This is a genomic window from Xanthomonas sp. LF06-19 (assembly GCF_034105425.1).
GTDB lineage: Bacteria > Pseudomonadota > Gammaproteobacteria > Xanthomonadales > Xanthomonadaceae > Xanthomonas_A > Xanthomonas_A sontii.
In genome coordinates this window covers 1-23,263 of record NZ_JAXGGH010000004.1, presented here as the reverse complement: position 1 = coordinate 23,263, position 23,263 = coordinate 1, and the positions used below count along the sequence as shown (strand labels likewise).

Annotated in this window: 24 protein-coding genes; 13 read left to right on the top strand and 11 right to left on the bottom strand. The window is 69.4% G+C overall.

The window, feature by feature from the left end:
* Positions 1–105: 105 nt before the first annotated feature.
* The 5 genes from SLW55_RS09370 to SLW55_RS09350 form a co-directional block, all read right to left on the bottom strand.
* Entirely contained in the window at positions 106–660 is a 555-nt protein-coding gene (locus tag SLW55_RS09370) for an NADPH-dependent FMN reductase (RefSeq protein ID WP_017909019.1), read from the bottom strand.
* A gap of 52 nt (positions 661–712) precedes the next feature.
* Positions 713–1,390 (bottom strand): glutathione S-transferase family protein, encoded by a 678-nt coding sequence (locus SLW55_RS09365; protein ID WP_017912796.1) that lies wholly within the window; start codon positions 1,388–1,390, stop codon positions 713–715.
* 37 nt (positions 1,391–1,427) lie between these two features.
* A complete protein-coding gene (locus SLW55_RS09360) occupies positions 1,428–1,967 on the bottom strand; it encodes a GNAT family N-acetyltransferase (RefSeq protein WP_267100476.1) in 540 nt (179 codons plus the stop codon).
* A 48-nt stretch (positions 1,968–2,015) separates the two neighbouring features.
* On the bottom strand, positions 2,016–3,191 hold the full coding sequence (locus tag SLW55_RS09355; RefSeq protein WP_193314218.1) for an acyl-CoA dehydrogenase family protein: 1,176 nt from the start codon (positions 3,189–3,191) through the stop codon (positions 2,016–2,018).
* 100 nt (positions 3,192–3,291) lie between these two features.
* The gene (locus SLW55_RS09350) at positions 3,292–4,107 is read right to left on the bottom strand and encodes a glycine zipper 2TM domain-containing protein (RefSeq protein WP_152235813.1); all 816 of its coding nucleotides are present in this window, start codon (positions 4,105–4,107) and stop codon (positions 3,292–3,294) included.
* Between the two features lie 173 nt (positions 4,108–4,280).
* Between SLW55_RS09350 and SLW55_RS09345 the strand changes: the two genes are divergently transcribed.
* The 3 genes from SLW55_RS09345 to SLW55_RS09335 all read left to right on the top strand — a co-directional run bounded on the left by SLW55_RS09345 (position 4,281) and on the right by SLW55_RS09335 (position 7,228).
* Entirely contained in the window at positions 4,281–4,517 is a 237-nt protein-coding gene (locus tag SLW55_RS09345) for a DUF6116 family protein (RefSeq protein ID WP_017912800.1), read from the top strand.
* A 6-nt stretch (positions 4,518–4,523) separates the two neighbouring features.
* Positions 4,524–5,318 carry a TatD family hydrolase gene (locus tag SLW55_RS09340; protein ID WP_267092411.1) on the top strand — a complete coding sequence of 265 codons (795 nt, stop codon included), beginning with the start codon at positions 4,524–4,526 and terminating at the stop codon, positions 5,316–5,318.
* A 473-nt stretch (positions 5,319–5,791) separates the two neighbouring features.
* The gene (locus tag SLW55_RS09335) at positions 5,792–7,228 is read left to right on the top strand and encodes an EAL domain-containing protein (protein ID WP_267085532.1); all 1,437 of its coding nucleotides are present in this window, start codon (positions 5,792–5,794) and stop codon (positions 7,226–7,228) included.
* Here the strand turns inward: SLW55_RS09335 and SLW55_RS09330 are convergent.
* Entirely contained in the window at positions 7,225–8,037 is an 813-nt protein-coding gene (locus SLW55_RS09330; RefSeq protein WP_017912803.1) for a tRNA threonylcarbamoyladenosine dehydratase, read from the bottom strand. The two genes, SLW55_RS09335 and SLW55_RS09330, sit on opposite strands and share 4 nt — an antisense overlap.
* Positions 8,038–8,176: 139 nt before the next feature.
* Between SLW55_RS09330 and SLW55_RS09325 the strand changes: the two genes are divergently transcribed.
* On the top strand, positions 8,177–8,611 hold the full coding sequence (locus SLW55_RS09325; RefSeq protein WP_320740470.1) for a hypothetical protein: 435 nt from the start codon (positions 8,177–8,179) through the stop codon (positions 8,609–8,611).
* Positions 8,612–8,862: 251 nt separating this feature from the next.
* Positions 8,863–9,345, top strand: a complete 483-nt coding sequence (locus tag SLW55_RS09320; RefSeq protein WP_017912805.1) for a glycine zipper 2TM domain-containing protein — start codon at positions 8,863–8,865, stop codon at positions 9,343–9,345.
* 85 nt (positions 9,346–9,430) lie between these two features.
* On the opposite strand, the gene SLW55_RS09315 is transcribed toward SLW55_RS09320, so the two are convergent.
* The gene (locus SLW55_RS09315) at positions 9,431–9,649 is read right to left on the bottom strand and encodes a cold-shock protein (RefSeq protein ID WP_017909030.1); all 219 of its coding nucleotides are present in this window, start codon (positions 9,647–9,649) and stop codon (positions 9,431–9,433) included.
* A gap of 239 nt (positions 9,650–9,888) precedes the next feature.
* Here SLW55_RS09315 and SLW55_RS09310 point away from each other — a divergent pair, with 239 nt between their 5' ends.
* Together SLW55_RS09310 and SLW55_RS09305 are read left to right on the top strand one after the other, a co-directional pair.
* On the top strand, positions 9,889–10,374 hold the full coding sequence (locus tag SLW55_RS09310; RefSeq protein WP_267106883.1) for a DUF456 domain-containing protein: 486 nt from the start codon (positions 9,889–9,891) through the stop codon (positions 10,372–10,374).
* A 142-nt stretch (positions 10,375–10,516) separates the two neighbouring features.
* Complete coding sequence (locus SLW55_RS09305) at positions 10,517–11,668, top strand: phospholipase A (protein ID WP_267092414.1); 1,152 nt, start codon at positions 10,517–10,519, stop codon at positions 11,666–11,668.
* Positions 11,669–11,726: 58 nt separating this feature from the next.
* On the opposite strand, the gene SLW55_RS09300 is transcribed toward SLW55_RS09305, so the two are convergent.
* The 4 genes from SLW55_RS09300 to SLW55_RS09285 form a co-directional block, all read right to left on the bottom strand.
* Entirely contained in the window at positions 11,727–13,781 is a 2,055-nt protein-coding gene (locus SLW55_RS09300) for a TonB-dependent copper receptor (RefSeq protein ID WP_152239856.1), read from the bottom strand.
* A gap of 35 nt (positions 13,782–13,816) precedes the next feature.
* On the bottom strand, positions 13,817–14,230 hold the full coding sequence (locus SLW55_RS09295; RefSeq protein ID WP_152239870.1) for a DUF2946 family protein: 414 nt from the start codon (positions 14,228–14,230) through the stop codon (positions 13,817–13,819).
* Positions 14,231–14,588: 358 nt separating this feature from the next.
* Entirely contained in the window at positions 14,589–15,224 is a 636-nt protein-coding gene (locus SLW55_RS09290; RefSeq protein WP_152239855.1) for a glutathione S-transferase family protein, read from the bottom strand.
* Between the two features lie 109 nt (positions 15,225–15,333).
* Positions 15,334–16,854 carry a fumarate hydratase gene (locus tag SLW55_RS09285; RefSeq protein ID WP_017912810.1) on the bottom strand — a complete coding sequence of 507 codons (1,521 nt, stop codon included), beginning with the start codon at positions 16,852–16,854 and terminating at the stop codon, positions 15,334–15,336.
* Between the two features lie 101 nt (positions 16,855–16,955).
* Between SLW55_RS09285 and SLW55_RS09280 the strand changes: the two genes are divergently transcribed.
* The 6 genes from SLW55_RS09280 (at position 16,956) to SLW55_RS09255 (ending at position 23,242) form a co-directional block, all read left to right on the top strand.
* Positions 16,956–17,837 carry an RNA polymerase sigma-70 factor gene (locus tag SLW55_RS09280; protein WP_320694412.1) on the top strand — a complete coding sequence of 294 codons (882 nt, stop codon included), beginning with the start codon at positions 16,956–16,958 and terminating at the stop codon, positions 17,835–17,837.
* 84 nt (positions 17,838–17,921) lie between these two features.
* Complete coding sequence (locus SLW55_RS09275; protein ID WP_267085525.1) at positions 17,922–18,362, top strand: carboxymuconolactone decarboxylase family protein; 441 nt, start codon at positions 17,922–17,924, stop codon at positions 18,360–18,362.
* A 251-nt stretch (positions 18,363–18,613) separates the two neighbouring features.
* Positions 18,614–19,516 carry an arginine deiminase-related protein gene (locus SLW55_RS09270; RefSeq protein WP_152237124.1) on the top strand — a complete coding sequence of 301 codons (903 nt, stop codon included), beginning with the start codon at positions 18,614–18,616 and terminating at the stop codon, positions 19,514–19,516.
* Positions 19,517–20,051: 535 nt separating this feature from the next.
* Entirely contained in the window at positions 20,052–21,935 is a 1,884-nt protein-coding gene (locus SLW55_RS09265; RefSeq protein WP_267100468.1) for an ABC transporter ATP-binding protein, read from the top strand.
* Between the two features lie 25 nt (positions 21,936–21,960).
* The gene (locus SLW55_RS09260) at positions 21,961–22,359 is read left to right on the top strand and encodes a hypothetical protein (protein WP_209244665.1); all 399 of its coding nucleotides are present in this window, start codon (positions 21,961–21,963) and stop codon (positions 22,357–22,359) included.
* A 103-nt stretch (positions 22,360–22,462) separates the two neighbouring features.
* Positions 22,463–23,242 carry a ferredoxin--NADP reductase gene (locus SLW55_RS09255; protein ID WP_026143480.1) on the top strand — a complete coding sequence of 260 codons (780 nt, stop codon included), beginning with the start codon at positions 22,463–22,465 and terminating at the stop codon, positions 23,240–23,242.
* Positions 23,243–23,263 lie beyond the last annotated feature (21 nt).

Genomic DNA, 23,263 nt, shown 5'->3' with positions numbered 1-23,263 from the left:
TGGGGACAAGTCTGGGGACAAGCGGTTGAGAACCTCGCCGAGACCGCGTCGCACAAGGGCCGCCCTGCCCCATCCGCGCACCACGGCACGCGCCGCGATGGCGCTTCAGGCCTGCAGTTCGTCGATCCAGGCGATGAACTTGTCGACGAAACCGGCGAGGAACTTGCGCGTGCGCTCGTCGTCGATCGCGCCGTCCTCGGCGATCAGGCCCTCCTTGAACTGCAGAAAGATCTCCGGCTGCCCCAGCACCGGCATGTCCAGGTAAGCCAGCACGTTGCGCAGGTGCTGTTGCGCCAGAGCGGTGCCGATCGCCCCGGGCGAGGTGCCGCACACCGCGGCCGGCTTGCCGGCGAAGGCGCTCTCGCCGTACGGCCGCGAGCCGAGGTCGATGGCGTTCTTGAGCACACCGGGGATGGAACGGTTGTATTCGGGGGTGACGAACAGCACCGCGTCGGCGCCGCTGACCTGCGTCTTCAGGCGCCGGCCCTGTGCCGGATAGTCGTGGTCGTGGTCCTGGTTGTACAGCGGCAGGTCGCCGATCTCGACGTACTCGAAACGGGCTCGGTCGCCCGCAAGTCGCTCCAGCGCGTGCGCCAGACGCCGGTTGAACGATTCCTTGCGCAGGCTGCCGACGAACACGGCGATGCGGTACTGGCTCATGGCGTTACTCCTGACCGAATGGACCTGCAGGCTAGCCGCCGGCGCGCGGCAGTCAGGTGAACGCCGTTGACGTCCCGGTCTGCGCCAAACGTGCCTGCACGTCCTCCGGCAGCGGCGGCAGCGCCACGAAACCCGGCGTCGCGCGCACCCGCTGCAGCCAGTCGCACAGCGCCGGATACTGGGTCAGCGCGATGCCGGCATCGCCGGCGCAATGCGTATAGGCGAACAACGCGATATCGGCGATGCCGTAGGCCGGCCCGGTGAACCAGGCCTGCGCCTGCAGGTGCTGCTCCATCACCGCCAGCGCCCGCAGCGCGCCCTCGCGCAGGCGTGGCAGTTCGGCACGGCGCGGCGAGTCGGGCGGCGTCCAGCCGCAGACGAAGCGCGCCACCGCTACGTAGGGTTCGTGGCTGTACTGCTCGAAGAACAGCCAGCTCAGCGCCTGCGCGCGCTGCCAGGGATCGGCGGGCAGATACCCGGTGCCCTCGGCCAGCCAGCACAGGATGGCGTTGGATTCGGCCAGCACGCGCCCGTCCTCGCGTTCCAGCAGCGGCACCTTGCCGTTGGGATTCTTGGCCAGGAACGCCGGGGTGCGGGTCTGGCCGTTGGCGCTGTCGACCTCGACCCAGCGGTAGCCGCAGCCGAGCTGGTCCAGCAACAGCCGCACCTTGTAGCAATTGCCGGACAGCGCCATGCCGTACACGGTCAGGGGAAAACGTTCGGATGCCATGCGCCGCTCCTGTGTCGAATGCCGCCGTCGTCGTGGCTCAGCCCCGCGCCTGCCACTGCGCGCGCGACTGCCCCCACACTTCCACGTCTAATGCCTGCAGCGGCTCGGGCAGGCGGTCCTGGCGCAGGTAGCGCGAGCCTAGCTTGGCCGCCACCGCCTTGGAGTTGGCGTTGTCCGGCACGATGGTGTGGATCACCTCGGCCCAGCCCAATTGCGCGAACGCCCAGCCGATCGACGCCGCGGCCGCCTCCGGCGCATAGCCCTGGCCCCAGAACGCGCGGGCGATGCCCCAGCCGACCTCCGGACCCGGCCAGCCGTACGGCTGCCAGGGACCGACCCGGCCGATCCACTGCCCGCTACGCTTCTCGATCACCGAGAACATCGCAAATCCCTGCAACTGCCAGCTGCCGACCAGCGAGGTCAGGCTGCGCCAGACCACCGATGGCGCCTGCACGCCGCCAAGGTGATGCATGGTCTCGGCGTCGGCGGAAAAGGCGCAGAACGCCGCGAAATCCTCGGCAGTGGGCGGGCGCAGCACCAGGCGCTCGGTTTCCACGCGCACATCGAAGACGCTCATCGTCGGTTCTCCTTTGAACAGGCCCGCGGCCGGCCGCGGGCGATGGCTTCAAAACGCATTGATGCCGGTCAGTTCGCGACCGACCACCAGTTGGTGCACGGTCTCGGTGCCCTCGTAGGTGATCACCGATTCCAGGTTCAGCGCATGCCGGATCGCACCGTAGTCGGTGGTGATGCCGGCTCCGCCGAGCAGGTCGCGGCATTCGCGGGCGATGTCCAGGGCCATGCGCACGTTGTTCCACTTCGCCAGCGACACCTGCGCCGGCTGCAGCGTGCCGGCGTCCTTGAGCCGGCCCAGTTGCAGCGCCAGCAACTGCGCGCTGGCGATGCGCCGTGCCATGTCGGCCAGCTTGATCTGCGCGCTCTGCGTCGCCGCCAGCGGCCGCCCGAACAGCATGCGCTCGCCGGCATAGGCCAGCGCCTCGCGCAGGCAGGCGATGGCCGCGCCGATCGCGCCCCAGCTGATGCCGTAGCGGGCCTGGGTCAGGCAGGCCAGCGGACCCTTCAGACCGCGCACGCCGGGCAGGCGCTGGCTGTCGGGCAGGCGCACATCGTCGAAGAACAGCGCCGAGGTCACCGAGGCACGCAGGCTCATCTTGTGCGCGATGTCCTGGGTGCCGAAGCCCGGGGTACCGGCCTCGACCAGGAAACCCTGGATGCCGTCGTCGGTCTGCGCCCACACGATCGCCACGTCGGCGATGCTGCCGTTGGTGATCCACATCTTGCTGCCGCTCAGGCGCCAACCATCGCCGTCGCGGACCGCACGGGTCTGCATCGCCGCCGGGTCGGAGCCGCCCTGGGACTCGGTCAGGCCGAAACAGCCGATCGCCGTGCCGGCGGCCATCGCCGGCAACCAGCGCTGGCGTTGCGCGTCGCTGCCATAGGCATGGATCGGGTACATGCACAGCGAGGACTGCACACTGACAAAACTGCGCAGGCCGCTGTCGCCGCGCTCCAGTTCCTGACAGATCAGGCCGTAGCAGACCGCGTTGAGGCCGCCACCGCCCTGCCCGGCCGGCAGGCTGGCGCCGAGCAGCCCCAGTTGCGCCAGTTCCGGCACCAGTTCGCGCGGGAACCGCGCCTGGTCGAAGGCGTCGCCGATCACCGGCAGCACTTTCGCATCGACGAAGCGCGCCACCGCCTGCTGGATCGCGCGCTCCTCCTCGCTGAGCAGCGCGGCTACGTTGAACAGGTCGTCGCAAGGCAGGGGCATGGCGGCATCCACGGCGAAAACCGCATTGTATCGGTCCCGCCCGCGCCGCCGCCCGCAGATAGACGAAGGCCGGCGCACGCGCCGGCCTTCGGAGGTGCAACCGCGCTGCGACTCAGCGCTGGCTGACGGCGACGTCGCCGGCCGAGGCGGTCTGGGTGACCAGGCGGCCGTCCAGCACCGGCAGGCGGTCGCTGTTCGGGCGGTCGTCCATGCGCACGGTCTTTTCCTGGCCGTCGTAACGGTAGGTCACGTCATAGCCCTTGACCACGTCCTGCGTGCCCATGGCGATGCGGCTGCCCGGCTTGCTGTCCATGCGCATGGTGCCGGTGGTGCCGTCGTCGTTGCGGTAGGTCACGTTGTAGCCGGTGATGGTCGAGGACTGCGCGGTGCTGTTCTCGGTGTGGCACTGGCGCTCGGTACGGTCGACCACGCGGCCGCCGACGTGGTTCTGGTCGATGCGGTTGCCGATGAAGCCACCGGCCACCGCGCCGGCCGCAGTCGCGGCCTTGCGGCCGTTGCCATGGCCGATCTGGTTGCCGAGCAGGCCGCCGACCACCGCACCGACCACGGTGCCGCCGACATTGCCGTCGCGCTCGGGCAGGCGCTCCTGTACCACCACGTCGTTGCACACCTGGCGCGGCGTGGTGGTGGTGGAGGTCTGGCGCAGCGGCTCGGTGCCGATCACCTCGGCGTAGCGCTGCTGCTTCTGGGTAATCGGGTCGACCCGGACCACGTCGGCGTACTCGAGCTTGCCGCCGACGCTGTTGTCCATCGCGCTGTCGCCGCGGGTATTGTCCAGGGCCGGGCGCACGTCGCTGCTGGCGACGTCCACCGGTTTGTCACGATTGTTCATGAAGGCCGCGGTGGCGACGCCGCCGACCAGCAAGGCGCCAGCCGCGACCAGAACGGTTGTCGTAGTGCTTTTCATGTGTGCTCTCCTGCGGGCTGACCGCGTTGTCTACGGTGCTGTGATTACCATGCCGAAGCTGAACCGATCCGCTCCCTATTCAGTAACGCGGCGTACACGCGACTGGTAACGCCCCCGGAACGTCGCCATATCAAAGCTGTTAGCGTTTCCACCGCTGCCCCGGAGCACCTGACATGCCCAACCCGATCGTCTATCCGCTGCTGCGCTGGGCGGGCAAATTGCGCTACCCGACGCTGTTCAAGATCACCGCCGGGCTGTTCGTGCTGAGCGTGCTGCTGCCCGATCCGGTGCCCTTCATCGACGAGATCGTGTTCGGCCTGGGCACCCTGCTGCTGGCCAACTGGAAGACCCGCACCCCGGCGCCGGCCACCGAGCCGCTGAACTCGACCGCGCAACGCGTGCGCCGCTGAGCGCCGATGCCGTTGATCGACAGCCACTGCCACCTGGACGCGGAAGAGTTCGATCCGGACCGCGACGCGGTGATCGCGCGCGCGCAGGTGGCGGGCGTGCAGGCGCAGGTGGTGCCGGCGGTGACCGCGGCGTCCTGGGCGAAGCTGCGTGCGGTCTGCGCGGCCGCGCCCGGCCTGTATCCGGCGTATGGCCTGCATCCGCTGTTTCTGGCCGAGCACCGGCCCGAGCACCTGGCCTTGCTCGGCGAGTGGATCGAACGCGAGCGTCCCTGCGCGATCGGCGAATGCGGCCTGGACTTCTTCGTCGAAGGCTTGGACGAAGCCGACCAGCAGCGCTACTTCGCCGGCCAGCTGCAACTGGCACGAGAGTTCGACCTGCCGGTGATCGTGCATGCGCGGCGCGCGGTGGACGCGGTGATCCTGGCGATCCGCAAGGTCGGGCGCCTGCGTGGCGTGGTGCACAGTTTCGCCGGCAGCGCCGAGCAGGCGGCACAGTTGCAGTCGCTGGATTTCCTGATCGGCCTGGGCGGGCCTGTCACCTACGCACGGGCGCAGCGCCTGCGCCGGCTCGCCGCCACGGTGCCGTTGCAACAACTGCTGCTGGAAACCGATGCGCCGGACCAGCCCGATGCCGCGATCCGCGGCCAGCGCAACGAACCGGCACGGCTGCGCACGGTGCTGGACACCATCGCCGAGCTGCGCGACGCACCTGCCGCCTCCATCGCCGCGCAGACCACGGCCAACGCGCAGCGCTTGTTCGGCCTGCCCGACGTGCTTCCCGACACAGCCGCGCCGGGCTGACGCAGGACTGTCCCGCAGACACAGCGCACACCGCTCGCCGGCGTGGTTGCGCCCCGCGCAAGCGCCGCTCGGCACACCGGCACACCAGTCAACGCGCAGCTCCACGCTGCAGCGATCCGCGCGAACGTCGCTTGCCGCGCATCTTTCGTACGAAACTGTGAACTGGGCTACCGGATCACGGTCTTTCGACAGGGTCTCCGCCTGCTGGCTTCTGCTACTGTGCACCGCGCTGAACGGCGAGCGGATCTTTTGTCCGCCAGGCACCGGAGTGTGAACCCGTTCGCTCTCAGCAAAAGGCTCGGCGGCCGGCTCGATGGCACGCGTTCTGGCAGATCGGATCATCCTGGCGTGAAACAACCGGCAAGCCGTATCCCCTACCCGCTTCTCCACAGCGCGCGGCGCACGCGTGCGATCGCCTCCTCCGCGGCCGCTCCGGCGCGAGCGGAGCCATCGCGCATGCGAGCGCCACGACGATGAAAAGCGGCGCGAGTTCGGAGAAACACGTCTCCAACGGCGAAAGCTGGGTCTCCCTGAAATTCCGCGACAGCAATCGCAGCCGCAAGATGCGCAGCACCCTGACCCTGGCCGGAGTCTCGTGCACCACGCTCGGCGCCTTGTGGACCGTGTGCTACCTGTACTACGGCCGGCCGGAACTGGCGCTCGCCTTCGTCGGGCTCACGGCTGTCGGCCTGCTCGCGCTGTGCCGCCGCCGCCATTGCGACGAGGCCTCGTTGTCGCTGGTGGCGCATGGCGTGTTTGTGGTGGTGCTGGTGATCTCGTTCATCGATGCGCCGATCGGCACCGTGCCGCGCTCGGTGCACACCTTCTTCCTGCCGCTGGCGGCCGGCGCGCTGTTCGTGTTCGACCGCAGCCGCCGCTACCGCGCGCTGGTGTTCCCGCTGGCGTGCCTGGGCGCCTTCGTCGCGTTCGGTTCGGGCGAACTGGACTGGCTGGCGCCGGCGTCCTCGCCACCGCTGGGGATGCGCCGGCTCGGCGCGATCTCCAACATGGCCTGCGCGGCCGGCCTGCTCGCGGCGATCCTGCACATCTACCGCAACGACGTGAACGCGCGCATTTCGCTGGAGCGGGAACTGGCGCGTGCAGTCGGCAATGGCGAGATCGAGGTGCTGTACCAGCCGCAGGTGAGCGCGAACGGCAGCATGCTCGGCGCCGAGGCGCTGGTGCGCTGGCGCCATCCCAGCGGCAAGCTGCTGACCCCGGACAAATTCATCCCGCTGGCCGAAGAGAGCCAGCTGATCCGGGACGTGGGACTGGAAGTGCTGCGCCAGGTCTGCAGCACGCTGCGGCGCTGGTCGCACGAGCAGGATCTGCGTGCGCTGGTGGTCGCGGTGAACGTCAGCCCGGTGCAATTGCTCGATCCCAACTTCGTGGCGTCGGTGAAGCAGGTGATCACCAGCGAGGGCGTGGCGCCGGCGTCGCTGGAATTCGAGCTGACCGAATCGGCGCTGTACGTGGATACCGCCGGGGTGCGCGCCAAGATGCACGAACTCAAGGCGTTCGGCATCGGCTGGGCGCTGGACGATTTCGGCACCGGCTTCTCGTCGCTGGCCATGCTCAGGACGCTGCCGGTCACCAAGCTCAAGATCGACCGGCAGTTCGTCAACGACGCCAAGGCCGACGAGTCCTCGCGGCGCCTGCTGGCCAAGATCGTGGAGATCTCGGAGGTGATGGGCATGGTCGCGCTGGCCGAAGGCATCGAGGATGCGCAGCAGTGCGAGATGCTTTCGGCCATGGGTTGCCGGCACTTCCAGGGCTTCCTGTTCGGCCGGCCGCAGCCGGCGCACGACCTGGAACGGCTGGCCTTCCTGCAGGCCGGCACCGAGCGCAACCTGATGAGCGGCGCGGCCACGCGCGCCCCGGACGCGCCGCCGCCGTCCAGCGCGCGCTAGGCGGCCGCCGCCTCGCGCGCCACCGCGCGCTTCAACAGCATCTCCAGCGCCTTGCCGACCGCGGCGAAGGCGAACGCACCGGTGATGTGGGTGGCCGCGCCCAGCCCGGCGCCGCAGTCCAGGTTCAAGGCCGCATCCGGCCCCAGCACAGGACGCAGTCCGCAGACGCTGCCATCGGCCTGCGGATAGCGCACGTTCTCCAGCGAGTACACCGCCGGCACGCCGAAATAGCGCTGCGGGTTCTTGGGGAAATTGAATTCGCTGCGCAGCTTCTTGCGGATCAGCGCCAGCATGGCGTCGTGCTCGGTGCGCGACACGTCGCGGATCCGCACCAGGGTCGGATCGGTGCGCCCGCCGGCCGAGCCCACGGTCAGCAGCGGCAGCTTGCGCCGCCGGCACCAGGCGATGGTCTCGACCTTGACCCGAAAGCTGTCGCAGGCATCGATCACCAGGTCGAAGCCGGCATCGAGCAAGTCGGCGATGTTGGTCGGGGTGAGGAAGGCCTCGACCGCCACCGCCTCGATCTGCGGATTGATCGCCACGCAGCGCTCGGCCATCGCCACCGCCTTGTTGCGCCCGTACTGACCGGCCAGTGCCGGCAGTTGCCGGTTGGTGTTGGACACGCAGATGTCGTCGGCGTCGATCAGGGTCAGATGCCCGACGGCCGAGCGCGCCAGCGCCTCGACCACCCACGAGCCGACCCCGCCCATGCCCACCACCGCCACCCGGCACTGCGCCAGCCGCGCGATCGTGCCTTGCCCGTAGAGCCGGTCGATGCCGGCGAAGCGTTCGCGCCATTGTTCGTTCATCCGCGCATTTTAGGGGATTGCCTGGGGAGCCGGGATTGGGGACTGGGGACTGGGGATTCGCGGCGTGGCTTGGCGGCCCGCGCGCGACGCGTCGCCGCAGGCGTACCATCGGCACTCCATCCCGCTGCGCATGCCTGCCATGGCCAAGCCGCCCTCATCCCCGCCCGCCTCCACCTCACGCTATCTGTTCGTGCTGCTGGCCGGCCTGTTGCTCGGCCTGGTGCTGACGGTGATGGCGCTGCGCGCGGTGCAGGCGCGGCAGGATCCGTTCCCGCGCAGCCTGATGCAGGTGATGGGCAAGCAACTGGCGCTGCTCGAACGCGACACCGCGCACCGGCAATGCAGCGGCGCGGGTCCGCAGGCGCGGCTGCGCACGCTGCGCCTGCTCGGCGACGAACTGGGCACGGCGTTTCCCGACCTGGCCGACGACAGCCGCTTCCGCGAGCACGCCGATGCGCTGCGCGCCGGTGTGGACGCGGCGCTGGCACAGCCGCCGACCGACTGCGCCGCGCTGGCGCAGGCGCGCCAGCAGATCGACGAACGCTGCGACGCCTGCCACCGCGATTTCCGCTGAGCGTTCGCTGAGAGCGGCGCCGAGCTTGCTGCAGGGGTTTCGCTGACGGACCGACGCAGGCCTCGCTGCGCTGTCGGCGTGGCTTCAGCGCACATGTGCCAGTGCGCGTATCGATGAATTGCCGCTGACGCAAGCCGGCGCGAGGCTGAACGGCACCTGCCAGGGTTGGCGTTTCATTCACGCAGGGGTGGACAGGATGCGTGCGAACGCGGCGCTGCCGCCGCGCTCCATCACTGTCGAGGAGAGCACCCATGAAGATTCAACTGATGGCCACCGCTGCCGTGGCGACCCTGGCGCTGGCAGGCTGCGCCACGTCCCCGGGCTATGGCGGCGGTTACGGCGGCGGCTACAGCCAGCCGGCGCGCGGCGGTTACACCCAGACCCGCTGCGCCGACTGCGGCATCGTCACCCGCATCGACACCGTACCGTCCGGCCGCACCGCGCCGTCGGCCACGGGCGCGATCCTGGGCGGCATCGTCGGCGCGGTCGCCGGCCACGAGATTTCCGACCACACCGGCGGCAGTAAGGGCAACCAGAACGTGTCGGCGGTGGCCGGCGCGGCGGCTGGCGCACTCGCCGGCAACCAGATCCAGAAGAACGTCACCAGCGATACCTACGACGTGCATGTGCAGATGGACGACGGCCGGGTGATCGTGGTCAACCAACGCGACCTGGCCGGGGTGCGCGAGAACACCTACGTGCGCGTGGTCAACGGGCGCGTCGTGCCGCGCTGATCGGCCTCGCCGACCTGCCCCGAAACGCAAAAAGGCCCGCAGTGCGGGCCTTTTTGCTGCGCGCGACGCGGCGCGCGACAACGCCTCAGAGCGGCTGCACCGCGTCGGCCTGCAGGCCCTTCTGGCCCTGCACCACGGTGAAGCTGACCTTCTGACCTTCCTTCAGGCTCTTGAAGCCCTGGGTCTGGATCGCCCGGAAGTGCACGAACACGTCCTCGCCGTTTTCGCGGCTGATGAAACCGAAACCCTTGGCATCGTTGAACCACTTCACGGTGCCGTTTTCGCGATTGCCAGTGCCGTTCATGATCGACTTACTCCTTGGAACACGTCTCAGGGGTGGGTACGCCGTGGGGTGCGGCGGCTGGTTGCAAGGAGGAAGCGAGGTATAACGATGTAGCGGATCGGTGGATCTACCGCATCAGGCCACGATTCACGGTGACCTTTGCAAACGCAGCGGCTGCAACTTACCCCGGTCAAAATGAAAATGCAATCAGCAAAAAGACCCCATCTGTCAACCCCCAAATCTCCCCCGCGGTGAGCCACGTGGACCCTGCGTTCATCTATTACGTCTGTGCCGGTCTCCTGGTTCTGGTCGGGCTGGCAGGGGTGCTGCTGCCGGCCCTGCCCGGCACGCCGCTGATGTTCGCCGGGATGCTGCTGGCGGCCTGGGCCGACGGCTTCCAGCGGCTCGGCTGGCCGACGCTGACCGTGCTCGGCGTGCTCACCGCGCTGTCGCTGCTGGTCGACCTGCTGGCCACCGCGTTCGGTGCGCAGCGCGTCGGCGCCAGCCGCAAGGCGCTGTGGGGATCGGTGCTGGGCGGGATCGCCGGCATGTTCTTCATGCCGATCGGGCTGTTCGTCGGCCCCTTCGTCGGTGCCCTGGTCGGGGAGTACTGGCACGGCCGCGAGCTGCGCCAGGCGACCCGCGTCGGCGTCGGCACCTGGCTGGGCATCGTCCTGGGCACCGCCGCCAAGCTCGGCCTGGCCCTGGCGATGCTCGCGGCGTTCGCGGTGGCCTGGCTGCTCTGACGCAGCACGCCTGAAGCCGGCGTCGCGGCGGCAGCATGAACGTGTGATGACCCTGTTGTCGTCACTTCCTGTATTTTCCCTGCCGGCCATTCACCCCGGCAGCGCACCACCCGCCCGCGCCGCCCGTTGCAGCGAGAACCGCATGTCCCATCGTCAGGTCCGTCCCCTGTTGCTGCTGTCGATCGCGGCCGTGCCGCTTGCGCACGCGCAGGAAGTCCTGCCCACCCCCGCCTCGCCGGAAGCCTGCGTGGCGATTTCCAGCGACGCCGCCCGCCTGGCCTGCTACGACCAGGCGTTGTCGCGCCGCACCGCCGATCCGCAGGCCGCCGATGCCGCGGCAAAGGCTGCCAGCGAACGCCAGAAGCAACAGCTGGACGCCAGCGTGCCGGAAGACGCCGGCGTCGCCGAGCGCACCCGCCAGCGCGCCGCCGCGATCTTCAAGCAGGACCGCTACGACAGCACCATCGCCAATGCCGGCAAGGGCTCGCTGCTGGACAGCCGCTGGGAACTGGCCAAGGACTCCAAGCTGGGCACCTTCCAGCTGCGCGCCTACAAGCCGGTGTACCTGCTGCCGGCGTTCTGGACCAGCAAGAAGAACGAGCTGCCGTCCTCGCCGAACCCGGTCAACACGGTGACCACCGCCGAGCCGCTGGACAGCGTGGAGGCGAAGTTCCAGCTGAGCTTCAAGACCAAGATCGTGGAGAACATCTTCGGCGACAACGGCGACCTGTGGGGCGCCTATACCCAGAGCTCGCGCTGGCAGGTGTACAACTCCGAGCAGTCGCGGCCGTTCCGCGAGACCAACTACGAGCCGGAACTGATGCTGGTGTTCCGCAACAACTACAGCCTGTTCGGCTGGAAGGGACGGATGACCGGCATCCAGCTGACCCACCAGTCCAACGGCCGCAGCGATCCGCTGTCGCGCAGCTGGAACCGGGCGATGCTCAACATCGGCCTGGACCGCGACAACTGGGCGCTGGTGCTGCGCCCCTGGTACCGCATCCCGGAGAGCCGCAAGCAGGACAACAATCCGGACATCGAGGACTACATGGGCCGCGGCGATGCGACCCTGATCTACAACCGCAACGGCCACGAGGTGGCGCTGATGGCACGGCATTCGCTGCGCGGCGGCGACCGCTCGCACGGTGCGGTGCAGCTGGACTGGGGCTTCCCGATCAGCAACCTGCTGCGCGGCCATGTGCAGGTGTTCGACGGCTATGGCGAGAGCATGATCGACTACAACCACCGCGCCACCTACGTCGGCGTCGGCATCTCGCTACTGGAATGGTTCTGATCGGCCACGGCTGAGCGGCGCACGCGACGCCCGCCTGGGCGTCGCGTGCGCCGGTCGCTCAGAACCGGTAGTTGCCCTTCAGCCACAGATTGCGGCCCGGCTCGGCGATGCGCACCGGATCGGCCGGAAAGCCGAAGTCGGCGCTGCCGGCCAGGTTGAGATGTTCGCTGTAGCGGCGGTCGAACACGTTGTCGATGCCGGCGCTCAGCCGCAGCCCCTCACTGACCCGGTAGCCGCCGCTCACCCCCAGCGTGGCGAAACCGGCGCTGCGGCCGAGGTCGCGGCCAACCACGTTGCCCTGGTCCAACGCCACCCGCCCCTGCCGCGCCACCGCGCGCAGCAACGCCCCGGCCGACCAGCGCTGCCCTTCCCACTCCAGTCGCAGCCGCGATTCCAGCGGCGGCATCTGCGGCAAGGGCGTGCCGTCGCTGCGGTTCTCGCCCCAGGCGTAGGCCAGCGTGCCGCCGAGAGTCAGGCCGTGCAACGGCTGCCAATCCAGTCCCGCCTCGGCGCCGGCGATGCGCGCATCGACATTGTCGACGCGGGTGGTGGTGCCCATCATGCCGCCGTCGGCATAGGTAAAGAGGATGAAGTCCTGCACCCGCCCGGCGTAGGCGGAGACCCAACCCTGCACGGTCGCGCCGCGGTACTGCAGGCCGAGATCGAGCTGGGTGGTGCGTTCCGGGCGCAGCCCGGCGAAGGCGTTGGCCGCGCCCATCGGGCCCATGTCCGCAGAGAACAGCTCCCAGTAGTCCGGCATGCGTGCGCTGCGGCCCAGGCCGGCATACCAGACGGTGTCGGCCGAGAGGTTGCGCTCCACGCGCAGGAAGCCGCTGCCCAGGTCTTCGCTGCGCGTCTGCCCGGCGGTGGGATTGGGCATGCCCATCATGCCGATGCTGCGCCGGGTGTCCTCGACCTGCGCGCGATCCAGGCGCAGGCCGGCGATCCAGCGCTGCGCCGTGCCGGCGCCGAAGGTCGCCTCGGCGAAGGCGCCGAGATTGTCGAACCGCGCGTCGGTGCGCCACGGCACGGTCCGGTATGCGCCCTCGCCGCTGGCGCTGCGGTCGCGGTGGCGGCTTTGCTGGGTGTCGACGCCGGCCTGGACCACGACCTGCTCCCAGCGCCACTCCGATTCCACGCGCCCGCCGCTGGTGCGCCGGTCCACGTTGGCGGCCATCGGCATCGGCATCGCCGACTGCGGGTTGGGCCGGCGCAACGTGTAGTTGTCCATGACGTGGTCGGCGTCGTTGACGTAGGCGTTGGCGCGCAGCGCTTCCCAGGCGCCGGGCAGGTCGGTGCGCTCGAAGCGCGCGGCGTAGCTGGTGCGACGGAACTGGGTGCCGTCCATGCTGCGCCCGGCGTAGCGGGCCAGGCCGTCGCCGCTGCCGGCGGAGAGTTCCAGCACGGTGTCCGGGTCCGGAGTCCAGCCGACCGCGGCGTCGGCATTCCACTTGCGCCAGCGCGACGGCACCACTGCGCCGTCGCCATCGCGGTAGTCGCCGGCCTCGGAGCGGTTGGCGTCCACGCGGGCGTAGCCGCTGCGGTTGCCGCCGCGCAGGTCCAGGTTCTGGTCGTTGCGGCTCCAGGACCCGACCAGCGCGCTGGCCTCGCCTTCCAGCGTCGGCGCCGCGTAATGCGGGGTGTCGCGCTCGAAGCGCACGGTGCCGGCGGAGGCGCCGGGCCCCCAGCGCACGGTCTGCGGGCCCTTGACGATGGTGAGCCGGTCGAAAGTCTCCGGCGCGATGTAGGACAAGGCGTTGTCCATCCGCGCCGGGCACGCGCCGACCAGGGTGCCGTCGTTGCTGAGCACGTTGAGCCGCGAGCCGAACATGCCGCGCAGCACCGGATCGCCGTTGGTGCCGCCGTTGCGGATCGCGGCGAAGCCCGGCACGGTCTTCAGATAGTCGGCGCCGTCGCTGGCCGGCACCGGCTGCCGCGGCAGCTTCGGATCGACCGTCCAGGTCAGCGGCGCGACCGGCGCGGTGGCAGTCACCTGCATCCGGTCGAGGGTGGTGGCATCGGGCGCTTCGGCATGGCCGGAAGCGGGAAACAGACTGACAAGAATGCAGCACGACAACGCCGCCCGCGCGGGCGACGGCAGGAACTGAGGCATGAGGTGGACTCCAGAAAAGAACGGCGCCGGCGCGCCTAGCGCACCGGAAACAGGAGAGCGTTCTGGAGATTCGGTGGCGGCCCGCGTGCGGCGTGCGCACGCCAGCGCACGGCAGCGTGGATACGGTGGCGCAATGGCGCCGCGGTTGCAGGCGCGGGCAGCGCAGCGGCCAGCAGCAGGACGATCGCCAGCCACGGCAGCAGCCGTGCGGCGAGCAGGCAGTAGTCGCAGGCGGCATGCGCCGGGCCATGGTCGCGCTGTGCGCCCGACACCTCGTGATGATCGGCGTGGATCGCGTGCGCGGCACCGTTTTCCGGTGGCAGTTTAGGCATCGCCTGCAACCCGGCCGTCGTGCACATCGGCACCGACAGGCTTGCGGTCTCCAGCAGCCGGCTGGCCACCGGCGCGACCACCAGCAACAGCGCGGCCAGCAAGGCGGGCCAGCGCATCAGGCGGCGCAGTCGGGCGGGAGCACGGAGGACGGACACCGCATCATTCTAGGCGGCCGCGTCGGCAGCGGGTCGGCCGCAGTCGCGGGTGCGACAACGTGACGCAGGAGGGGGCGCCGCGTGCTGCCCGACGACGCGCGACGCCTCTTGCGCGCGGTGAATCACGTGAGCGGTCAGCGCACGTGCTTGTGAATCAGCGCTTTGCTGATTCGGCTCTCATGTCGAAGACCAGAAAAAACGGACGAGCACAGTTTCCGCGAACCCACTTCCGTTGCCCGGGGAAGCTGCCGCACCCCGACAGCCGACGCCCCACGACATAGCCACCGTTGCTTCCGAAACCACGCTTCCGCGCCATACCTCACGCCCAGTCGGCAATGCCTTCTCGCCGATAGGTCTCGTGGAACGCCGGGCGCGCCTTCATCCTGTCGGCCAGCGCCTTCAGCGCCGGCCAGCTGTCGGTGGGCCGCGGCATGTTGCGCGACCAGCGCATCAGCATGACCAGCACGAAGTCGGCGGCGCTGCAGTGCTCGCCGAGCAGATAGGGGCCGCCCTGTTCCAGGTGGGTCGCCACCTCGTCCCAGGCCTTTTCCAGGAACGCGCGGGCACTGGCGCGCACGCGCTCGGCATTGTCGGCACCGGCCGGTTCGTCGGGATAGAACCAGTCACGGTAGGCCGGCATCAGAGTGTAGGCGCCGAACAGCATCCAGCGGTAATAGGCCGCGCGTTCATGGGTGCCGGGCGGCGGCGCCAGGCCGGCGTGCGGATAGAGGTCGGCCAGGTGCATGGCGATGGCGACCGATTCGGTCAGCACCTGCCCGTCCAGCACCAGCGTCGGTACCCGCCCCTGCGGGTTGAGCGCCAGGTACTCGGGGCTCTTCTGCTCTTGGCGCTCGAAATCGAGCATGCGCAGTTCGAAATCGACCTGCAGTTCGATCAGCAACCAGTGCACGACGAACGAGGCGGTACTGGGCGAGCCGTAAAGCACGATGGACACGACGCTTTCCCCGGAGACGGAACCAGCGCCGATTATTGCCGCGGCGCCGGCGCACCGCCAGCGCCGCGCAGAACGCCAGCGACTTCGCCGGCGGTCGCGCTGCGGCCGATCAGGCCTCGACCACCACCGGAATCTTGCCGATGCGCGCCTGCCACTCGCGCGGGCCGGTCTTGTGCACCGACTCGCCGCTGGCATCGACCGCCACGGTCACCGGCATGTCCTTGACCTCGAACTCGTAGATCGCCTCCATGCCCAGGTCTTCGAACGCCAGCACCTTGCTGGCCTTGATCGCCTTGGACACCAGGTAGGCCGAGCCGCCGACCGCCATCAGGTACACCGCCTTGTTGTCGCGGATCGCGGCGATCGCCGCATCGCCGCGCTCGGACTTGCCGACCATGCCCAGCAGGCCGGTCTGCTCCAGCATCTGCCGGGTGAACTTGTCCATGCGCGTGGCGGTGGTGGGACCGGCCGGGCCGACCACTTCGTCGCGCACCGGATCGACCGGGCCGACGTAGTAGATGAAGCGGTTGGTGAAGTCCACCGGCAGCGTCTCGCCGCGGTTGAGCATGTCGATCATGCGCTTGTGCGCGGCGTCGCGGCCGGTGAGCAGCTTGCCGTTGAGCAGGATCGTCTCGCCCGGCTTGAAGCTGGCCACTTCCTCGCGGGTGATGGTGTCCAGGTTCACCCGGCGCGCATTGGTCGGGTTGTAGGTCAGCTTGGGCCAGTCTTCCAGCGATGGCGGATCCAGCATCACCGCGCCGCTGCCGTCCAGGGTGAAGTGCGCATGGCGGGTCGCCGCGCAATTGGGGATCAGCGCCACCGGCAGGTTGGCGGCGTGGGTCGGATAGTCCTTGACCTTGATGTCCAGCACCGTGGTCAGGCCGCCCAGGCCCTGCGCGCCGATGCCCAGCGCGTTGACCTTCTCGTACAGTTCCAGGCGCAGCTCCTCGGCACGGTTGGACGCGCCGCGGGCCTGCAGGTCGACGATGTCGATCGGCTCCATCAGCGCTTCCTTGGCCAGCAGCATCGCCTTCTCGGCGGTGCCGCCGATGCCGATGCCGAGCATGCCCGGCGGGCACCAGCCGGCACCCATGGTCGGCACGGTCTTGAGCACCCAGTCGACAATGGAGTCGGAGGGATTGAGCATGGCGAACTTGCTCTTGGCCTCCGAGCCGCCGCCCTTGGCCGCGACGATGACGTCGACGGTGTCGCCAGGGACGACCTTCACGTTGACCACCGCCGGGGTGTTGTCCTTGGTGTTCTGGCGCTTGCCGGCCGGGTCGGCCAGCACCGAGGCGCGCAGCTTGTTGTCCGGATGGTTGTAGGCGCGGCGCACGCCCTCGTTGACCATGTCTTCCACGCCCATGGTGGCGTCGTCCCAGCGCACGTTCATGCCGATCTCGAGGAACACGGTGACGATGCCGGTGTCCTGGCAGATCGGCCGGTGGCCCTCGGCGCACATGCGCGAATTGATCAGGATCTGCGCGATGGCGTCCTTGGCCGCCGGCGACTGCTCGCGCTCGTAGGCCGCGGACAGATTCTTGATGTAGTCGACCGGATGGTAGTAGCTGATGTACTGCAGCGCGTCGGCGACGGACTGGATGAGGTCTTCCTGCTTGATCGAGGTCACGGCTGGCTCTGCGGCTGGCGGGGGGAAACCCGCCCATTTTAGGGCAAAGTGGCGGCCCCGCCCGCTGTCACGCCGGCACGCCCTGTTCCGTCCTGGTCATCATGACCCACGATCCGACCTTCGAATCCCACCGCCCCCGGCTGTTCGGCCTGGCCTACCGCCTGCTCGGCAGCCGCGCCGACGCCGAGGACATCGTGCAGGACGCCTGGCTGCGCTGGCAGGCCAGCGACCGCGGCACGATCCGCGACCCCGAAGCCTGGCTGGTGACCGCCACCACCCGGCTCGGCCTGGACCGCCTGCGCGCGGCGCGCAGCGCCCGCGTCCACTACGTCGGGCCGTGGCTGCCCGAGCCGCTGGAGATCGCCGACGACGCCGACCCGGCCGAGCGCCACGACCGCGCCGAGCAGGTGTCGCTGGCGTTCCTGGCATTGCTGGAGCGGCTGAACCCGCACGAGCGCGCGGCGTTCCTGTTGAAGGAAGCGTTCGACTACGACTACGCGCAGATCGGCCGCACCCTGGAGCGCAGCGAGGCCGGCTGCCGGCAACTGGTGCACCGGGCGCGCGAACGGCTCGGCCAGGGTCAGGCCCGCTTCGCGGTCACGCCCGAACGTCACCGCCAGTTGCTGGAGCGCTTCCTGCACGCCTCGCAACGCGGCGACCGCGCCGCCATCGTCGCCTTGCTGCATGCCGACGCGCAGTTGCGCTCCGACGGCGGCGGCAACGTCACCGCCAGCCTGCGCCCGCTGCACGGCGCCGAGCGCATCGGCCGGCTGTACTGGGCCGTGGCGCGGCGCGGCCTGGGCCTGCAGGCGCGGATCGGCACGGTCAACGGCGAACCGGCGATCCTGCGCTTCCTGGGGCCGCGGCTGCAGTCGGCGACGCTGGTGGTGATCGACGGCGAGCGCATCGCCGAAGTGCTAACGCTGATGAACCCGGACAAGTTGCCGGCGCCGACGGCGCGACCTGCAGCCAGCCGTGACTGACCTGCGCCGGCGCTGTCACGCCGCGACGCACCGCCGCGTCCTGGAGGGGAAGGCGGCCATGCTGGCCGCCATGCGCGACCCACCATGCACTTCCATCGCATCGACTACACCCGCCACGAACCCGACGCATTCCGCGCCCTGCTCAGCGCCAGCCAGCAGGTCCACGACGGCACGCTCGGCAGTGCCCTCACCGAACTGGTGTTCCTGCGCGTCTCCCAGCTCAACGGCTGCGCCTACTGCATCGACATGCATGCCACCGCCCTGCGCAGGGCGAGCACCGAACCGCGCAAGCTCGACACCCTCGCCGCCTGGCGCGACAGCCGCTTCTTCGACGCCCGCGAGCGCGCCGCGCTGGACTGGGCCGAAGCGCTGACCACGCTGCCTGCCGGCGCGCCGCCGCAGGCGGTGTACGACGCACTGACGGCGCAGTTCGACCCGGCCGGAATCAGCGCGCTGACCATGGCCGTGGCCCTGATCAATGCCTGGAACCGGCTGAGCGTGGGGCTGCAGCCGGCGCTGCCGTAAGGGTGCTGCGCGTCGGGATTGGGGATTCGGAGGCAGGATCGCGCAACCGGCGGGATGCATAGCGCTTCCGAATCCCGAGTGCTGGCAGCTGGACGTACGGCCTACACGCCAACGCCAGGCAGCCCCCCCAGCGCGCGCGGCTCTGCTTGCACGAATCCCCAATCCCGCTGGCGTACGCCACCAGTCCACCGACATGTCCCCGCAACACGCCGCCGCTAGCGTGGCGCGCATCCCAGACGTGGAGCGCGCGCATGATCGAGAACGCCCTTGCTGTCGGCCTGGCCGACGAGACCGACCTGGCCCTCGCCTCCCCCGAACCGCAGTCCCGCGCCAGCGCCAGCTACCGCCATCGCCTGCTGATGTGCGCGCCGCAGCACTTCGCGGTGGACTACGTGATCAATCCGTGGATGGAAGGCAACGTCCACGCCGCCAGCCGCGAGCGCGCGCAGGCGCAGTGGAACGCGCTGGTGGCAGCTGCCGAGGCGGCAGGCGCCCGCGTCGACTGCATCGCTGCCGCGCCGGGCCTGCCGGACATGGTGTTCAGCGCCAACGCCGGCCTGGTGCTAGGCGACCGTTTCGTGCCCAGCCGCTTCCGCCACGCCGAACGCCGTGGCGAGGAAGCCTTGTTCGCCGCCTGGTGCCGCCAGGCCGGCCTGCGCATCTGCGAACTGCCCGAGCAGGTGTATTTCGAAGGCGCCGGCGACGCGCTGCTGGACCGCGGCGCTCGCCGGCTGTGGATGGGCCACGGCCACCGCAGCGACCTGGCCGCCGCGCACGAGCTGACCGACCTGCTGGACATCGAGGTGGTGCCGCTGCGCCTGGTCGACGCGCGCTTCTATCACCTGGACACCTGCTTCTGCCCGCTGCGCGACGGCTACCTGCTGTACTACCCGGCCGCCTTCGACGCCGACGCGCAACAGGCGATCGCCCAGCACATCCCGGCGTCGCGGCGCATCGCCGTGGGCGAGGCCGATGCCCTCGCCTTCGCCTGCAACGCGGTGGACCTGGACGACACCCTGCTGCTCAACCGCGCCTCGCCCGCGCTGTGCGCCGCTTTGGCCGCGATCGGCTACCGCGTGGTGCAGACCCCGCTGGATGAATTCCTCAAGGCCGGCGGCGCCGCCAAGTGCCTGACCTTGCGTTTGGACGAGTAGGTCGAGCGCGGCGTCATTTGATTGGCCGTTGCACTGCGCAGTGGACTTACGCTCATGGGTTCCTGTGAGTACAGGCGGTCGCGGCTGAAGCCGCTCCTGTAGAAAGCCAGCAAATCCCTGTAGGAGTGGCTTCAGCCGCGATGGGCTTTGCCGACACGTCCGGCGGGCACAGATTCTCTGCAGCAGTACCACGTCGAACGTCGGCAAGGGTTGGCGCAATAGCACGGTGCGCGGAATGGGCGAATGAGAGTACAGGCGACGCCTCGTGCACCCAACTCCGCGAGACGCTTCGCGCCGCACCCACACCCGTCTCCGGGTGGGAAAGAGGCTAGGTTGTTCCTTCTCCCCTCGGGACCATGGCCCCCTTCTTGGGGGAAGGTGCCCCGAAGGGGCGGATGAGGGTACGGGCGCAGCTTCGCACATCCAACTCCGCGAGACGCTTCGCGCCGGACCCTCACCCCAACCCCTCTCCCGGTGGGAGAGGGGCTTAATCCCCACACTCCCCGCGCACACCCGCCCCCGGCACAATGCGCCGATGGCATCTTCCTCCCCTTCTCATGGCGGCGCCCGCGCCGCGTCCCGCCCCGGCCCGAGCCTGCGCGAGCGCTTCGACGCGATGCGCAACCTGCCGCCGTTCCTGCGCCAGATCTGGCAGACCAGCCGCTGGCTGACGCTCAGCAGCATCGGCCTGCGCGTGATCCGCGCGCTGCTGCCGGTGGCCGCGCTGTACGTCGGCAAGCTGATCATCGACGAGGCCATCCACCTGGTTGGGCAATCGCCCGGGTTCGACACGCTGGGCCAGGCCCTGGCCAGCGGCCGCCTGAACCGGCTGCTGGAACTGCTGGGCCTGGAGCTGGCGCTGGCGATCGCCTCGGACCTGCTCGGGCGGCTGGTCAGCTATGCCGACACGCTGCTGTCGGAGCTGTTCAACAACACCACCAGCGTGCAGTTGATGGAGCATGCCGCGCAACTGGACCTGGAGGATTTCGAGGATCCGGAGCAGCAGGACCGGCTGGACCGCGCGCGGCGCCAGACCATGGGCCGCATGAACCTGATGAGCCAGTTGTTCGGCCAGGTGCAGGACGCGATCACCGTGGTCAGCTTCGCGGTCGGCCTGCTGGTGTACGCGCCGTGGCTCATCGCCCTGCTGGCGGTAGCGCTGGTGCCGGCCTTCATCGGCGAGGCGCACTTCAACGCGCTGGGCTACTCGCTCAACTTCCAGTGGACGGCCGAACGCCGCCAGCTCGACTACCTGCGCCAGCTCGGCGCCAGCGTCGAGACCGCCAAGGAAGTGAAGATCTTCAACCTGCACAACTTCCTGATCGCGCGCTACCGCGCCCTGGCCGACCGCTACTTCCAGGCCAACCGCGCGCTCGCGCGCAAGCGCATGCTGTGGGGCACGCTGCTGGCGGCGCTGGGTACGCTGGGCTACTACGGCGCCTACGGCTACATCGCCTGGCGCACCGTGCGCGGCGACTTCAGCATCGGCGACCTGACCTTCCTGGCCGGCAGCTTCCTGCGCCTGCGGCAGTTGCTGGAAGGCCTGCTGATCGGCTTCTCGCAGGTGGCCGGGCAGGCGCTGTACCTGGACGATCTGTACTCGTTCTTCCGCATCGTCCCGGAGATCCGCACCCGCCCGGGCGCGGTACCGGTGCCGCGGCCGATCGTGCAGGGCTTCGTGTTCGAGAACGTCGGCTTTCGCTACCCGGACGCCGAACAGTGGGCGGTGCGGCACCTGGACTTCGCCCTGCGCGCCGGCGAAGTGCTGGCCCTGGTCGGCGAGAACGGCGCCGGCAAGACCACCCTGGTCAAGCTGCTGGCGCGGCTGTACGACCCGGACGAGGGCCGCATCCTGCTCGACGGGCGCGACCTGCGCGACTACGACCTGGACGACCTGCGCGCCAACCTCGGGGTGATCTTCCAGGACTTCGTGCGCTATCACTTCAGCGCCGGCGAGAACATCGGCGTCGGCCAGGTCGACGCACTGGACGACGCGCCGCGGATCCGTGCCGCCGCGCAGCGGGCGATGGCCGCCGAGCTGATCGACGGCCTGCCGCAGGGCTACGCGCAGGTGATCGGGCGCCGCTTCAAGACCGGCGTGGACCTCTCCGGCGGGCAGTGGCAGAAGATCGCCATCGCCCGCGCCTACATGCGCGACGCGCAGGTGATGATCCTCGACGAGCCGACCGCCGCACTGGACGCACGTAGCGAGTTCGAGGTGTTCCAGCGCTTCAAGGAGCTGTCCGACAACCGCACCGCGGTGCTGATCTCGCACCGCTTCTCCAGCGTGCGCATGGCCGACCGCATCCTGGTCCTGGCCGACGGCCGGATCGAGGCCAGCGGCACCCACGACGAACTCATGGCGCAGGGCGGCCGCTACGCGGAACTGTTCGAACTGCAGGCCGCTGGGTATCGTTAGCCCGTCCGCCCCTTCCGACACCGCCATGCTCCGCACCCTGCCCTGCCTGTTCGCCGCCGCCCTCGCCGTCCCGGCGCTCGCCGCTCCCGCCGCGGACACGCCGGCACCGTCCGACTACGCCGCGGCCAAGGCCCTGGCCGACCGCGACGAGGCCGGCCTGCCGGCGGCGATGGAGGAACGCCTGCAGACCCTGCAGCGCGCGGCGCTGGACGAGGGCGTGGCCAGTTGCGCCACGCCGCGCCCGGACACCTCGCCGTTCACCGTGGTGGTGCAGGTGCAGGCCGACGGCAGCGTCGGCGCCAGCTGGCGCAACGGCACCACGCCGCTGGCCCTGTGCCTGGAGCGCTTCCTGCGCCAGCGCCCGCTGCTGGCGCCGCCGCAGGCACCGCTGTACCTGTCCTACGAGGTCTCGTTCGAGAAGTGAGCCGCAGCGCCGTGACCCACCTCATCCTCAAATGAGAGTTGATCTCATTTGAACCGGCATGGGGTAGAATGGCCGCCGTTCCTTCCCGATCACGATCAACGGCATGTCTTCCGCTTTTGGCCCCGAAACGGTGCTCGATGTCCGCCACTGGACCGAGGACTACTTCAGCTTCACCACCACCCGCAACGATGGCTTCCGTTTCGACAACGGCCAGTTCGTGATGATCGGCCTGGAGACGGAGACGCGGCCGTTGCTGCGCGCCTATTCCATCGCCAGCGCCAACTGGGAAGAGCAACTGGAGTTCTTCAGCATCAAGGTGCCGGACGGCCCGCTGACCTCGCGCCTGCAGCACATCAAACCCGGCGATTCGGTGCTGGTCGGCAAGAAGCCCACCGGCACCCTCTTGATCAGCGACCTGCATCCGGGCCGTCACCTGTATCTGCTGGGCACCGGCACCGGGCTGGCGCCGTGGCTGTCGGTGATCAAGGACCCGGAAACCTACGAGCGCTTCGACAAGGTGATCCTCACCCACGGCGTGCGCTTCGAGAAGGACCTGGCCTACCGCGACTACTTCGAGAAGGAACTGCCGCAGCACGAGTTCCTCGGCGAGACCATCCGCGAGAAGCTGCTGTACTACCCGGCGGTGACCCGCGAGGACTTCCGCAATCGCGGCCGCCTCACCGAGTTGCTCGAGAGCGGCGAAATGCAGCGCACCCTCGGCCTGCCGCCGCTGAATCCGGAACACGACCGCGCGATGATCTGCGGCAGCCCGCAGATGCTGGCCGACCTGCGCCACACCCTGGACGCCCGCGGCTTCGTCGCCTCGCCGCGCATCGGCTCGCCGGGCCACTACGTATTCGAGCGCGCGTTCGTCGAGAAGTAAAGCCGCCGCGCTTCTCCCGTC

Coding starts and splice junctions, on each gene's coding strand:
- SLW55_RS09260 (WP_209244665.1), top strand. CDS start 21,961: ATGCTCCGCACCCTGCCCTGCCTGTTCGCCGCCGCCCTCGCCGTCCCG.
- SLW55_RS09265 (WP_267100468.1), top strand. CDS start 20,052: ATGGCATCTTCCTCCCCTTCTCATGGCGGCGCCCGCGCCGCGTCCCGC.
- SLW55_RS09270 (WP_152237124.1), top strand. CDS start 18,614: ATGATCGAGAACGCCCTTGCTGTCGGCCTGGCCGACGAGACCGACCTG.
- SLW55_RS09345 (WP_017912800.1), top strand. CDS start 4,281: ATGCCCAACCCGATCGTCTATCCGCTGCTGCGCTGGGCGGGCAAATTG.
- SLW55_RS09280 (WP_320694412.1), top strand. CDS start 16,956: ATGACCCACGATCCGACCTTCGAATCCCACCGCCCCCGGCTGTTCGGC.
- SLW55_RS09255 (WP_026143480.1), top strand. CDS start 22,463: ATGTCTTCCGCTTTTGGCCCCGAAACGGTGCTCGATGTCCGCCACTGG.
- SLW55_RS09300 (WP_152239856.1), bottom strand. CDS start 13,781: ATGCCTCAGTTCCTGCCGTCGCCCGCGCGGGCGGCGTTGTCGTGCTGC.
- SLW55_RS09350 (WP_152235813.1), bottom strand. CDS start 4,107: ATGAAAAGCACTACGACAACCGTTCTGGTCGCGGCTGGCGCCTTGCTG.
- SLW55_RS09320 (WP_017912805.1), top strand. CDS start 8,863: ATGAAGATTCAACTGATGGCCACCGCTGCCGTGGCGACCCTGGCGCTG.
- SLW55_RS09325 (WP_320740470.1), top strand. CDS start 8,177: ATGGCCAAGCCGCCCTCATCCCCGCCCGCCTCCACCTCACGCTATCTG.
- SLW55_RS09330 (WP_017912803.1), bottom strand. CDS start 8,037: ATGAACGAACAATGGCGCGAACGCTTCGCCGGCATCGACCGGCTCTAC.
- SLW55_RS09335 (WP_267085532.1), top strand. CDS start 5,792: ATGAAAAGCGGCGCGAGTTCGGAGAAACACGTCTCCAACGGCGAAAGC.
- SLW55_RS09340 (WP_267092411.1), top strand. CDS start 4,524: ATGCCGTTGATCGACAGCCACTGCCACCTGGACGCGGAAGAGTTCGAT.
- SLW55_RS09315 (WP_017909030.1), bottom strand. CDS start 9,649: ATGAACGGCACTGGCAATCGCGAAAACGGCACCGTGAAGTGGTTCAAC.
- SLW55_RS09365 (WP_017912796.1), bottom strand. CDS start 1,390: ATGGCATCCGAACGTTTTCCCCTGACCGTGTACGGCATGGCGCTGTCC.
- SLW55_RS09360 (WP_267100476.1), bottom strand. CDS start 1,967: ATGAGCGTCTTCGATGTGCGCGTGGAAACCGAGCGCCTGGTGCTGCGC.
- SLW55_RS09370 (WP_017909019.1), bottom strand. CDS start 660: ATGAGCCAGTACCGCATCGCCGTGTTCGTCGGCAGCCTGCGCAAGGAA.
- SLW55_RS09275 (WP_267085525.1), top strand. CDS start 17,922: ATGCACTTCCATCGCATCGACTACACCCGCCACGAACCCGACGCATTC.
- SLW55_RS09295 (WP_152239870.1), bottom strand. CDS start 14,230: ATGCGCTGGCCCGCCTTGCTGGCCGCGCTGTTGCTGGTGGTCGCGCCG.
- SLW55_RS09305 (WP_267092414.1), top strand. CDS start 10,517: ATGTCCCATCGTCAGGTCCGTCCCCTGTTGCTGCTGTCGATCGCGGCC.